The 13,654-nt window shown below is 65.3% G+C and carries 9 protein-coding genes; 4 read left to right on the top strand and 5 right to left on the bottom strand.

The window, feature by feature from the left end; translation table 11 throughout:
* The first annotated feature begins 118 nt into the window (after positions 1–118).
* The gene (locus HMP06_RS00090; protein WP_176495241.1) at positions 119–3,499 is read left to right on the top strand and encodes a polysaccharide deacetylase family protein; all 3,381 of its coding nucleotides are present in this window, start codon (positions 119–121) and stop codon (positions 3,497–3,499) included.
* 404 nt (positions 3,500–3,903) lie between these two features.
* Positions 3,904–4,278 (top strand): endonuclease domain-containing protein, encoded by a 375-nt coding sequence (locus HMP06_RS00095; protein ID WP_176495242.1) that lies wholly within the window; start codon positions 3,904–3,906, stop codon positions 4,276–4,278.
* 85 nt (positions 4,279–4,363) lie between these two features.
* On the opposite strand, the gene modC is transcribed toward HMP06_RS00095, so the two are convergent.
* The 3 genes from modC to modA form a co-directional block, all read right to left on the bottom strand.
* Entirely contained in the window at positions 4,364–5,131 is a 768-nt protein-coding gene (modC, locus tag HMP06_RS00100) for a molybdenum ABC transporter ATP-binding protein (RefSeq protein WP_176495243.1), read from the bottom strand.
* Positions 5,128–5,811 (bottom strand): molybdate ABC transporter permease subunit, encoded by a 684-nt coding sequence (gene modB / locus HMP06_RS00105; RefSeq protein WP_176495244.1) that lies wholly within the window; start codon positions 5,809–5,811, stop codon positions 5,128–5,130. The genes modC and modB overlap by 4 nt, the downstream gene beginning before the upstream one ends.
* 154 nt (positions 5,812–5,965) lie before the next feature.
* On the bottom strand, positions 5,966–6,742 hold the full coding sequence (modA, locus tag HMP06_RS00110; RefSeq protein WP_176495245.1) for a molybdate ABC transporter substrate-binding protein: 777 nt from the start codon (positions 6,740–6,742) through the stop codon (positions 5,966–5,968).
* Between the two features lie 392 nt (positions 6,743–7,134).
* Between modA and HMP06_RS00115 the strand changes: the two genes are divergently transcribed.
* Both HMP06_RS00115 and HMP06_RS00120 read left to right on the top strand, forming a co-directional pair.
* Positions 7,135–7,545 (top strand): hypothetical protein, encoded by a 411-nt coding sequence (locus HMP06_RS00115; RefSeq protein WP_176495246.1) that lies wholly within the window; start codon positions 7,135–7,137, stop codon positions 7,543–7,545.
* Between the two features lie 25 nt (positions 7,546–7,570).
* The gene (locus tag HMP06_RS00120) at positions 7,571–8,044 is read left to right on the top strand and encodes a DUF2846 domain-containing protein (RefSeq protein ID WP_176495247.1); all 474 of its coding nucleotides are present in this window, start codon (positions 7,571–7,573) and stop codon (positions 8,042–8,044) included.
* Positions 8,045–8,202: 158 nt separating this feature from the next.
* On the opposite strand, the gene HMP06_RS00125 is transcribed toward HMP06_RS00120, so the two are convergent.
* A complete protein-coding gene (locus HMP06_RS00125) occupies positions 8,203–9,087 on the bottom strand; it encodes a MipA/OmpV family protein (protein WP_232089781.1) in 885 nt (294 codons plus the stop codon).
* 172 nt (positions 9,088–9,259) lie between these two features.
* Entirely contained in the window at positions 9,260–13,552 is a 4,293-nt protein-coding gene (gene rpoC / locus HMP06_RS00130; protein WP_176495249.1) for a DNA-directed RNA polymerase subunit beta', read from the bottom strand.
* Positions 13,553–13,654 lie beyond the last annotated feature (102 nt).

The raw sequence follows: 13,654 nt of genomic DNA on the forward strand, positions 1-13,654 counted from the left end.
CATCCTATAAAGAGCCGAGATGGCGTTGGTGACGCAATTGTCATCCGCGCGTCGCCTTCCGGCCATATGAAATGGCCGAAGCGGGCGCACCCTTATTGCGTTCTAGGATGCCGCCTCGATGAGCCCTGCTCCGATCTTCTACGATGCTTCGGGTCGGCGGCGGCGGCGCTTCGCGCTCGCGGTGGTGGCGTTCGTCCTGCTGATCGTGGTCGCGGTGACGGCGCTTGGCGTGTCGATCGGCGCGGTGCCGCGTGCGCCGTTGCTGCCGTTCGAGGCGGAGCACCCCGCGCTGACCAAACTGCCGCCGCCAACCGGGCCGTTGCTCAAGCGGGCGCGGCGTGGGTTCAATAGCTACGCCCGGCTGCTCGGCGCGCAGCCGCGCGGCGTCGGCGTCGATCAGCCGCTGGCGATCGGCTTTCACGTGCCGTGGGACCAATCGTCCGCCGCGTCGCTGCGCCGCCATATCGGGGAGCTCGACTGGCTGATTCCCGGCTGGGTGTCGGTGACCGGCGCCAACCATCACATCACGGTGTTCCGCGATCCGGCGGGCCGCGCGATCATCAATAGCGCGCCCACGCGGCCGCTGATCCTGCCGATGATCCAGAACGCGATCGGCGGGGAGTGGGACGCCGCGGGCATGGAGGCGCTGTTGCACGATCCGGCGCAGCGCAAGGCGTTGCTCGACCGGCTTGAGCCGTGGCTCGCGGCGAACGGGGCGGGGGGCGCGTTCTTCGACTTCGAATCCCTGTCGCCGCGCGGCCAGGCCGACTACCTGACGTTCCTCGCCGAAGCCAAGACGCGCTTCGCCAAGCACAAATGGGTCATCGGCATCGCCGTCCCCGTCGGCGCGGTGGACGGCGAAGGCGGGTGGAACATCGCCGCCTTCGCCAAGATCGTCGATCGCGTCTTCCTGATGGCGTATGACGAACATGAAATCAGCGGGGATGCCGGCCCCATCGCGTCGCAAGCCTGGTTCGAACAATCGGTCGCGCACGCCGCACAGGGCGTTCCCCGCGGAAAGATCGTCGTGGCGATCGGCAGCTATGCCTATGACTGGCACGATGGCGGCGGGGATCCGCTCGCGATCGACGAAGCGTGGGAGGCCGCACGCGAATCCGACGCCAAGCCGGTCTGGGACAAGACCAGCGGCAATAGCAGCTTCGCCTATGAAGAGGGCAAGAGCCGCCATGTCGTGTGGATGCTCGATGCGGCATCCGCCTATAACCAGATGCGCTTCCTGCAGACTGTCGGGCTGGGCGGTGTCGCGGTGTGGCGCCTGGGGGCGGAGGACCCCGGCCTGTGGTCGATCTTCGGGCGATCGCACCGCACCTTGCCGGGCGCGTCGGTGATCAACCCGATCCCGGCGGTCACCGATGTCGATATCGAGGGCAATGGCGAGATCCTCAAGATCGGCGGCGTGCCGGTCGAAGGCCTGCGTCAGGCGCTGACCGACAAGACCGGCGCGATCACCGACGTACGCTTCCCGACGCTGCCCTCGCCCTATATCGTCGAGCGGACCGGCTACAAACCCGGCCTGGTCGCGCTGACCTTCGACGATGGCCCCGATCCGATTTGGACGCCGCGCATACTCGACATTCTGAAGGCGAAGAAGGTGCCGGGCACCTTCTTCATCGTCGGCGAAAATGCGCTGACGCAGCGCCCGCTGCTCGAACGTCTGGTCCGCGAAGGGCATGAGGTCGGCAGCCACACCTATACCCATCCCAATCTGGCGGGCGCGTCGCAGACCGAGACGATGTTCCAGCTCAACACCACACAGCGGCTGTTCCAGGCGTTTACCGGACGATCGCTCCGGCTGTTCCGCGCGCCCTATTTCGGCGATGCCGAGCCGACCACGGCAGACGAAATCGACCCCGCGCTGCAAGCGCAGGAGCGCGGCTATATCTCGGTCGGGCTGCATGTCGATCCGGGCGATTGGAAGCGGCCGGGGGTGCAAGCGATCATCGACGCGACGATCGCGCAGGTGACCGATCCGGTCGCGTCGCACTGCACCGCCGCCACGCAGACGCAGTGCAGTCGCAACATCGTGCTGCTCCATGATGCCGGTGGCGACCGGTCGCAGACGGTGGCCGCGCTGCCCATCATTATCGATACGCTGCGTGCCAAGGGCTATACTTTCGTGCCGGTCTCGACACTTGCCGGCATTCCGCGCGATGTCGCGATGCCGAGGCTCTCGCCAAGCGACCGCGCGGCGGCAGTGACCGATCTCTTCCTGTTCAGCGCGCTCGGCTTCATCGTCGAGGCGCTCGGGTGGCTCTTCTTCATCGCGATCTCCGTCGGCATCGCCCGCGCCGTGATCCTGTCGGCGCTCGCGCTGATCCAGGCGCGGCGCGAGGGGCGGGCGATTTTCCCGCCGATCGACGGCGACCGTTTCGTCACGGTGATGATCCCGGCGTTCAACGAAGAGATGGTGATCGAACGCGCGGTGCGCGGCGTGCTCGCGTCGAACGACGTGCAGATCGAAGTGATCGTGATCGACGACGGATCGTCCGACCGCACCAGCGCGGTGGTGGCCGAAGCCTTTGCCGATGACCCGCGCGTGCGGCTGCTGACGCTGGAGAATGGCGGCAAGGCGCGCGCGCTCAACCGCGCGCTCGATCTGGCGACGGGCGAGATCGTCATCGCGCTCGACGCCGATACGCAGTTCGAACCGGCCACGATCGCGCGGTTGTCGCGCTGGTTCTCCGATCCGGCGATCGGCGCGGTCGCGGGCAATGCCAAGGTCGGCAACCGCGTGAATTTGCTGACCAAGTTCCAGGCGGTCGAATATATCACCGCGCAGAATCTCGAACGGCGCGCGCTTGCGCGGTTCGACGCGATGACGGTGGTGCCGGGTGCGGTAGGCGCGTGGCGCTTGTCGGCGATCCGTGAGGTCGGCGGCTATCCCGACGATACGCTGGCCGAGGATCAGGATCTGACGATCGCGATCCAGCGTGCCGGGTGGAAGGTGACGTACGACCAATACGCGATCGCCTGGACCGAATCGCCCGAGACAATAAAGGGCCTCGCCAAGCAACGCTTCCGCTGGGCGTTCGGCACGCTGCAATGCCTGTGGAAGCATGGCAGCATCATGGGCACCGGGCGGCCCGCTGGCCTTGCGCGCGTCGGGTTGCCGCAGGCGATCCTGTTCCAGATCGTCTTCGCCGCGATCTCGCCGATCATCGATCTCGCGCTGATCGTCAGCTTCGTGACCACCTATCTCGCGGTGCAGGCGCATGGCTGGGCGCAGACGCAGGGCGATCTGGAGAAGATGCTGCTCTACTGGCTGGTCTTCACCGCGGTCGATCTGCTCGCTGCGACGATTGCGTTTGCACTGGAGCGGCGCGAGAATTGGCGGCTGCTGTGGCTGCTGATCCCGCAGCGGATTGGCTATCGCCAGATCATGTATTATGTCGTGCTGAAGGCTATTGCACAGGCGCTGCGGGGGCCGCGTGTGGGGTGGGGGAAATTGGTGCGGACCGGGCGGGTGCAGGCGGGGTAGGGGGCCGGAGTGGGGCTGCGCGTGGCGGAAGGTTAGGGGAAAGTTAGGCAGGAGCGCATGTTTTCGCGCGGATGTCTTACCCACTTCCGTTCGCCCTGAGCTTGTCGAAGGGCTGTCCTCCTCAAACCCGGACCGCGCAACAGGAGGGCAGGGCTTCGACAGGCTCAGCCCGAACGGTGTGTGGTGGACACTCCGCTAAAGTCACACGAGTCGCACCATCGGCGTTGTTTTCGAGCGCGCGGTCGGCGGAGGATCGATGGTTTGAAAGAGTGGGCTGGTCGAAGCTGACAGATTGGGGGTGTGTAGGACAGGGGGTGTGGGGGTGGTGCAAAGCAGATATTGCTGCATGATCCTCCCCCGCCAGGGGGAGGTGGCGCCAAAGGCGACGGAGGGGGAGGTCGGCGATGCGTCTGGAAGGGTCACCCAGCGGGAAACGCAACGCGAAGAAGCTCCGGCGTGAGATGACGCCGCCCGAAATCGCACTCTGGCTTGCACTCCGTCACAATGACGCAGGGTTGCGCTTTCGCAAGCAGCATGGAGTCGGGGATTATGTTCTGGATTTCTATTGCGCGCCTGCCCGCCTTGCGATTGAGGTGGACGGGGAGGTGCATGGTCGAGGTGATCGCCCGGCCCGGGATGCTGAGCGCGACGCGGCGCTGACTGCACAAGGGCTGTTGGTTGTTCGTTATCCGGCAAGCGACGTGCTGCGCGACTTGGATCATGTTGAGCGTCAGATCATTGCGGTTGCGGTTGAGCGACGGGACACCTTTCGGGGCTGATCGCTGACCGCCCCCTCCGTCGCCTTTGGCGCCACCTCCCCCTGGCGGGGGAGGATTTTCGCTCCGGCAATCGACCTCATGCCCCTCACTCCACCACCAAATCCACCCGCTCCCCCGCCGCCACATCGCCCGTGACGCGCAGTAAAACCCCCTCCGCATCGCGCCCCACGATCGTCGCCGTGCGCCGCGCACCCGGCGCAAGCTCCACGCCGCCCGTCGCCACGACGCGGCCCGCCTCCATCAGCACGACGTGGTCAGCAACGCTGCGCACTTCGTCGGCGTCGTGCGTGACGTAGAGCATCGGCAGCCGGAAATCGGCCTTGAGCCGCTGGATATACGCCAGAATTTCCGCCTTTCGCGCGCCGTCGAGGGCGGCGAGGGGTTCGTCGAGGAGGAGCAGGTCGGGCTGGCTCAGCAGCGCGCGGCCGAGCGCGACGCGTTGGCGTTCGCCGCCTGACAGATCCCCCACGCCGCGGGCGAGGAGATGGGCGATGTCGAGCACCGCGACGACATGGTCGAACGCGATGCGGTGGGGCAGGGGGGCGCGCTTGAGGCCGTAGCGGAGGTTTGCGTCGACCTTCAGGTGCGGGAACAGGCGGGCGTCCTGCACCACCCAGCCGATCCGCCGCGCGGGTGGGCGCACGAACACGCCCGCCGCCGTGTCGGTCAGCACGCGCGCGCCCAGCACGATCCGGCCACGCGTCACCGCGCCGGTTCCGGCGATGGCGGCGAGCGTCGCGCTCTTGCCCGCGCCCGAGGGGCCGAACAGCGCGGTCACGCCGTCGGCTGGTCCTTCGAAGGCGACGTCGAGCGTGAAGCTGCCGAGGAGGCGCTCAACCGCGACCGAGATCATGCGCCCGCCCGCTTGCGGCCATAGGCGAGCAGCGCCTCCGACAGCAAAAGCGCGGCAATCGCGACGGTGAAGGAGATGCCCGCGAGGCGGAGCGCGATCGCCTCGCCGCCGGGCTGCTGAAGCGCGGCATAGATGGCGAGCGCGAGCGTCTGCGTCTCGCCCGGAATGTTGGCGGCGAAGGTGATGACCGCGCCGAATTCGCCGAGTGCGGCGGCAAAGCCGATCACCGCGGCGGCGATCAGGCCGGGGGCGGCGAGCGGGAGCGTCACGCTGAACATCCGGTCCCAGAAGCCCGCGCCTAGGCTCGCCGCAACGTCATCGAGCCGCGCGTCGACGCTCTCGATCGCCTGACGACAGGCGCGCAGCATCAGCGGGAAGGCCATCACGCCCGCCGCCAGCGCCGCGCCATTGGCGGTGAAGATCAGCCGGATGCCGACGCTCGCCAGCGCCTTGCCGATGGGTGCGTCCGCGCCGAACAGCAGGATCAGCACCAGCCCGACCACGACGGGCGGCAGGAACAGCGACGAATGCAGTACCGCATCGACCAAAGTCCGCCCCGGAAAGCGCGTCCGCGCCATCGTCCAGCCGACCGCCAGCGCCACCGGCAACCCGACCAGCACCGCGCGCCCCGCGACTGAAACGCTGAGCGCGAGCACGCTCCATTCCTCCGGGGTCAGCATGAAGGGGTGTGCCCGCGCCCGTCCTCCTCGTCCCCCCCGTCATCCCCGCGAAGGCGCGGATTCATACTGACAGGCCGAGCGGCCCTTTTCCCACGGGCAGCGACTATGGATTCCCGCCTTCGCGGGAATGACGGAAGGGGCGGGGCCATCGCGCCTAGAACGTCCGGAAGCCGAAGCGGCGGAAGATCGCCTTGGCCTCGGCGCCGCCCAGGTACGTCGCGAAGCCGCGCGCCGCTGGCCCCGCCCCGCGCACGATCGCGGCGGGATAGTCGATCGGCGGGTGGCTGGACTCGGGAAAAATGCCGATGATCATAACGCCGCGTTCGGCGCGGGCGTCGGTTTCGTAGACGATCCCCAGCGGAGCGGCGTGGCGCGCGACATAGGAGAGCGCGACGCGGACATTGTCGGCGGGGGCGAGCTTGCCCTCCACGCTGGGCCATATGCCGAGCCGGGTGAGTGCGGTTTTGGCGTAGAGGCCCGCAGGCACATAGGCCGGATCGCCGACCGCGAGCCGTCCGGTTGGCCCGAGTGCCTGAGCGAGCGGGAAATTGGGGGCGATGCGTAGGCGCGTGCGGCTGTCGGCGGGCGCGATCAGCACGAGGCGACCGCGCAGCAGGTTGCTGCGGCTCCCGGCGACGAGGAAGCCCGCGCGCGCGACGTGATCCATCCATAGCTGGTCGGCCGAGACGAACAGATCGGCGCGCGCGCCTGCCTCGATCTGTTTCGCTAGCAAATTGCTCGCGGCGAACGAGAAGCGCACCGGCACCCCTGTTCGGGCGGTGTAGCTCTTACCGACCGCCTGTAGCGCATCGGTCAACGAGGCTGCGGCGAAGACGGTGACGGGCGCTGGCGTAGCCGCCATAAGCGGCACCGACGTGGCCAGCGCTGCGGCCATTGCCACCAGGGCGTAAGTCAGAATTCGGCGTTTCATGCACGGTCCGTTCGGGGAGCTATATTTGCGGACATATAGCGGTTTTTAGCGTTCTGCCAGAGGCGCGCGTCGCGCGGCGGGATGAGCATGGCGGTTATCGGACGATCATGCTTTTCGCGCTTGCGCAACCGTTTAAGCCAAGGCAAATTGCTCCGGTCCGGGGGGAATACGCAATGCCGACAAGTCCGCAGACGGTGCTTTTTTGTCTGTTGGCGGCTGCGATTCAAGCGACCACAGCGCCCGAATCGATCACGCCCGCCGCGCAACCCGCCGTAGCGTCATCGGCCGAGGTGCCGCCGCCGCCAGCCGGTTTTGTCCGGGTTCCGGCAAACACCTTCGTAAATTTCGAGATCGTCGATCCGCTCAGTTCGAAGACAAGCAAACCGGACCAAATGTTCGCGATCCGACTCGTCGATCCCGTCACCGTCGATGGCGTCGCGCTCCTGCCAGCGGGAATGATGGGTCAGGGGCAAGTCGTACATGCCGCAAAGGCGCGCGCGCTCGGCAAGGCAGGGGAACTGATCCTTGCCGCTCGCTATTTTTCCTGTGGTGACGCGCATATCGCCTTGGGCGGATTTCATTTGGGACACTCCGGCAAGAACAAGTCGACCGAAATGGCCGTTGCGATTGCCGCGATCGGCGCGGTCGCCGCGCCGCTGATGTTCGTCAGCGGCGGCGAGTCGCTCATTCCGGCGGGGTCTCCCGCCACCGCGCGGCTGAAGAACGCGGTCGATGTGCGCGCGGAGGCGGGTTCGCCCTGCGCCGCGCTGCCGGTCGCCCCTGCGGTGCCCGCCGTTCAGTAGAGTTCAACGAAGAGAGGATGACGTCATGAAGGTCTTAACGATTGCTGCGGCCGCTGCCATCGCGCTGCTTGCACCTGCGACGATGGTTGCAGCGCAAAGCGCGACGCCCGAGCTGAAGACCAAGTCGGGCACGATCGGTACGCCGGCATCGGGCAAGGGGCAGGTCGTGTTCTATCGTCCCGGTTCGCTGATGGGGGCGGCACTCGGCTGTACCGTTCATGAGGGGGCAGCCCAGATCGCGCGGCTGGGCTCGGGCAAATATTGGGTGTCGGTCGTCGAGCCGGGCAAGCACAGCTACAATACCGAAGGCGAGGCCAAGGACGTGCTCAACCTCGAGGTCGAGGCTGATGAAACCTATTTCGTGAAGTGCAACATCGGCATGGGCGTGATGTCCGGTCGCGCCAACCTGTCGCCCGCCTCGACCGAGGATTTTGCCAAGAAGGCGAAAGGTCTGGCGTTGTGGAAGCCCAAGGGCACTGCCGAAGACACGGCGCAATAATCGCGATCTGTCCGCGGCGCTCCAGCGAAACGAAGACGCCGCCGCCCGGTCATCCGGACGGCGGCTTTTTCATCGGTGCCGCCGCCCGTGGTCTCGACCTTTTTGCAGCAGCTGATGAACGATCGTTGCGCTACGATCGATTGCGATACGATCGGCGATCAAAGGCCGAAGCGGAAGCCGTAGCCGAGGCCGAGCGTGAATTGCGTGCGGCGTCCGCGCTCCCGCACGAGCGGGGAGTCGGCGGCGGGTCCGCCCAGGCGCTCGAGGTTGCTGAACAGCGTGATCGCGCTGCGGCGGTCGAGTGGGCGGATCAGCGTGCCGCCGACGCCGTACGACACGATGCCGCCCTTGGCGTCATAGCGGGCGAGGCCGGTGCGCAGCGACTGGCCCGCGTCGACCCCGTAATAGGTCTGTACGAACTGGCTGCCGGCCGCGGTGATGCTCGGGCCGATATTGGCGATCGTCCGGCGGCCGAGGCGGGTGCGGTAGGCGACCGAGGCATCGGCGACCAAGCCCTGGTGACCGCCAAAGCCTTGCCGGACTTCGCCGCGAAGGCGCCACTGCCGCTTCGCGCCGAACTGCTTTTCGAAAAAGCCGCCAGCCTCCCCCGCGACCTTCACATTGCCCATGCCGATCAGCGCAGTGCTGCCCCCGGCGATCAGAAACGGTGAGCCGCCGTTCGATTCGTCGCGGCCGAACCGCGCCTTGATCAACGGCCCGACGCGCCATCCGTCGTCGCGAATGGCGTTCCAGCCGATCCCTTCGGACACCGACGCGAAGAGGATGTCACTGTACGCCACGCGCACGTTCGGGAAGAGCGAGAGCGCCTGATCGCGCGACCCTTGCCACGCCGGGCTGGTGATCGCAGCGACACCGACGGTGATGTTCCATCCTGGCGGAACGAGCGACATTGGGAGCGGGCGGACGAGCGGCGTAGGCGGGCTCGTCGTGGGCGTGGTCTGGGCATGGGCGACGGTGGGGGCTACGGTAGCGGCCAGGGCCGGGGCGGCGAGCAGCGCCAGCAGTGCCAAAATCCGCATCATCATCATCCCCAACGTTCCCGCTTCGCGATGACGCAGCCAGAACCGTTTCGCAATCGCTGTCGGGAGGATCAAGCTGGCAGCAACACAAGCTTACAAACGAAAGCCGCCGCCCGGTTCCCCGGACGGCGGCTTCTTTGGTGTATCGGTCAGGCGCGAGCCTGAACCGGAAGGATTACTCCTTGTTCAGATACTCACCCGCATCGGCATCGGTGCCATGACCGCTCGTGACGACCGCGCCAAGCGCATCGTCGCCGGTGCCGCCGGCATCGCGTGCCGACCGCTTCAGTTCGGCGTCATGCTCTTCCTTGGCCGAGTTCGGCGCGATGATCGACGCTTCGGCCATCCGGCGTTGCGACACGCGCATCGCCGCATCGCGTGACGAGGCGGTGACGCGCAGGCGGTTCATGCCCGCACCGGTGCCCGCCGGGATCAGGCGACCCACGATCACGTTCTCCTTGAGACCGGTGAGCGTGTCCTTCTTGCCCTGCACCGAGGCTTCGGTGAGGACGCGGGTGGTCTCCTGGAACGACGCCGCCGAGATGAAGCTGCGGGTTTGCAGCGACGCCTTGGTGATGCCGAGCAGGACAGGCTTGCCCTGCGCCGGACGCTCCTTCTTGCCGATCTTGGCATTGGTCTCGTCCATCTCGTCGCGATCGACCTGCTCGCCCTTCAACAGCGTGGTGTCGCCGCCGTCGGTGATCTCGACCTTTTGCAGCATCTGACGAACGATCGTTTCGATGTGCTTGTCGTTGATCTTCACGCCCTGGAGACGATAAACCTCCTGGATTTCCGAGACGAGATATTCGGCCAGCGGCTCGACACCCATCGTTTCGAGAATGTCGTGCGGATCAGGCGAACCGCCGATGAGGTTATCGCCGCGCTTGACGTAATCGCCTTCCTGCACGTCGATGACCTTCGACTTGGGCACCAGATACTCGACGACGTCGCCGCCATCCTCGGGCTGGATGCCGATCTTGCGCTTCGCCTTGTAATCCTTGCCGAACACGACGCGACCCGAAACCTTGGCGATGATCGCCGCTTCCTTCGGGATGCGTGCCTCGAACAATTCGGCCACGCGCGGCAGACCGCCGGTGATGTCACGCGTCTTGGCGCTTTCACGCGAAACGCGTGCCAGCACGTCGCCGCCTGAAACCGTCGCGCCATCCTCGACCGAGAGCGTGGCGCCCGGAACGAGCATGTAACGACCGGCCTCCTCGGCGCTTTCGCCGGTGAGGGTGAGGCGCGGACGGAGATCCTCCTTCGCCTTGGTCGTCGCACGATATTCGATCACGACACGCTGCGAGATACCGGTCGCTTCATCGGCCTGCTCGGTGAGCGTCTTGCCCTCGATCAGATCGACATATTTCACGACGCCGGGATTCTCGGTGATCACCGGCATGGTGAACGGATCCCACTCGGCCAGACGATCGCCCTTCGACACGATGTGCCCATCGTCGAACAGCACATACGCGCCGTACGGGATGCGGTGCACCGCGCGCTCACGACCGTCCATGTCGACGATCGCGATTTCACCCGAGCGCGACAGCACGACGCGACGGCCGCGCTGATCCGAGATGATGCGCAGATCGCGATATTCCATCGTACCGTCGGCAACGGCTTCGAGGTTCGACTGCTCGTTGAGCTGTGCCGCGCCGCCGATGTGGAAGGTACGCATCGTAAGCTGCGTGCCCGGCTCACCGATCGACTGGGCGGCGATGACGCCGACCGCTTCACCGATGTTGACCGGGGTACCGCGGGCGAGATCGCGCCCGTAGCACTTGCCGCAGACGCCGATCTTGGTTTCGCAGACCAGCGGCGAACGGATCTTGCAGCTCTGCGTACCAACCGCCTCGATCTTCAGGATCATCGCCTCGTCGAGCAACGTGCCCGAGGGGATGACGATCTCGCCGGTCTTGCTGTCGATGATATCTTCCGCGGTCGTACGACCGAGGATGCGTTCACCCAGCGAAGCGATAGTCGAACCGCCCTGCACGATCGCGCGCATTTCCAGCGCACGGGTCGTCCCGCAATCCTCCTCGATGATGACGCAATCCTGGGACACGTCGACGAGACGGCGGGTGAGGTAGCCCGAGTTCGCCGTCTTCAACGCCGTATCCGCGAGACCCTTACGAGCACCGTGGGTGGAGTTGAAGTATTCGAGGACGGTCAGGCCTTCCTTGAAGTTCGAGATGATCGGCGTTTCGATGATCTCGCCCGACGGCTTGGCCATTAGGCCGCGCATACCCGCAAGCTGCTTGATCTGCGCCTGCGAACCACGCGCACCGGAGTGCGCCATCATGTAGATCGAATTGATCGGCATCTCGCGGCCCTTGTCGGGGCCGTCCGTGTAGACCTTCACCGCCTTGATCTCGTCCATCATGGCGTTCGCCACCTGGTCGCCGCAACGGCTCCACGCGTCGATCACCTTGTTGTACTTCTCCTGCTGCGTGATCAGGCCGTCCTGATATTGCTGCTCGAAATCCTTCACCAGGCCCTTGGTCTCATCGACCAACGCGATCTTGGCGTCCGGAATGATCATGTCGTCCTTGCCGAACGAAATGCCCGCCTTGAAGGCGTGCTTGAAGCCCAGCGACATGATCGCGTCGGCGAACAGCACGGTCTCCTTCTGGCCGGTGTGACGATAGACCTCGTCGATCACGTCGCCCACATCCTTCTTGGTGAGGAGGCGGTTGACGGTGTCGAACGGCACCTTCGAGCTCTGCGGCAGGCACTCGCCGAGCAGCATGCGACCGGGGGTGGTTTCATAGCGCTTGAGGTACTGCTTGCCCGCCTCATCGGTCTGCGGAACGCGGCTGATGATCTTGGTGTGCAAGGTGACTGCGCCAGCTTCCAACGCCTGATGCACTTCCGACATGTCGGAAATCATCATGCCCTGGCCCGGCTCATTCTCCTTGAGCATCGACAAATAATACAGACCCAGCACCATGTCCTGCGACGGCACGATGATCGGCTTGCCGTTGGCGGGCGAGAGGATGTTGTTGGTCGACATCATCAGCACGCGCGCTTCGAGCTGTGCTTCCAGCGACAGCGGCACGTGGACCGCCATCTGATCGCCATCGAAATCGGCGTTGAAGGCCGAGCAGACGAGCGGGTGAAGCTGGATCGCCTTGCCCTCGATCAGCACAGGCTCGAACGCCTGGATGCCGAGACGGTGAAGCGTCGGGGCACGGTTGAGCATGACCGGATGCTCGCGGATCACCTCGTCCAGGATGTCCCAAACTTCCTTGCGCTCCTTTTCGACCCACTTCTTCGCCTGCTTGAGGGTCATCGACAGACCCTTGGCATCGAGACGGGCGTAGATGAACGGCTTGAACAGCTCGAGCGCCATCTTCTTCGGCAGGCCGCACTGGTGCAGCTTGAGTTCCGGACCGGTCACGATGACCGAACGACCCGAATAGTCGACGCGCTTGCCCAGAAGGTTCTGGCGGAAGCGGCCCTGCTTGCCCTTGAGCATGTCGGACAGCGACTTGAGCGGACGCTTGTTGGCGCCCGTGATCGTGCGACCGCGACGGCCGTTATCGAACAGTGCGTCGACGGCCTCCTGCAGCATGCGCTTTTCGTTGCGGACGATGATATCCGGTGCGCGCAGCTCCATCAGGCGCTTCAAGCGGTTGTTGCGGTTGATCACGCGGCGATACAGATCGTTCAGATCCGACGTCGCGAAGCGGCCACCGTCGAGCGGCACCAGCGGGCGCAGCTCGGGCGGAATGACCGGCACGACTTCGAGGATCATCCACTCGGGCTTGTTGCCCGAATCGATGAAGCTCTCGACGACCTTGAGCCGCTTGATGATCTTCTTGGGCTTCAGTTCCGACTTGGTGACGGCGAGCTCTTCGAGCAGCTCCTTGCGCTCGCCCTCAAGATCGAGATCCTGCAGCATGATGCGCACGGCTTCCGCGCCGATGCCGGCCGAGAAGGCGTCTTCGCCATATTCGTCCTGCGCGTCGAGGAGTTCGTCCTCGGTCATCAACTGATACTTTTCGAGCGGGGTGATGCCCGGCTCGATCACGATGTACGCCTCAAAATACAGCACGCGCTCAAGCTGCTTGAGCTGCATGTCGAGCAGCAAGCCGATGCGGCTCGGCAGCGACTTCAGGAACCAGATGTGCGCGACCGGTGCGGCCAGCTCGATATGGCCCATACGCTCACGGCGGACCTTCGAGACGGTGACTTCGACGCCGCACTTCTCGCAGACGATGCCCTTGTACTTCATCCGCTTGTACTTGCCGCACAGGCACTCGTAATCCTTGATCGGACCGAAGATGCGCGCGCAGAACAGGCCGTCACGCTCGGGCTTGAACGTGCGATAGTTGATGGTTTCCGGCTTCTTGATCTCGCCGAACGACCACGAGCGGATCTTGTCCGGGCTGGCGATGCCGATCTGGATCTGGTCGAAGGTCTCGGCCTTGACGACCGGATTGGCGAAGTTTGTGAGTTCGTTCATGGTTTCTTCCTTCTCTCCCTCTCCCCGCTGGCGGGGAGAGGGTCGGGGAGAGGGGCAGTCTCTCACCCGGCCTGGAAACGATTGGAAAGAGGCACTGCCCTC

The organism is Sphingomonas sp. HMP6, from assembly GCF_013374095.1.
In the GTDB taxonomy this organism is placed as follows: Bacteria; Pseudomonadota; Alphaproteobacteria; order Sphingomonadales; family Sphingomonadaceae; genus Sphingomonas.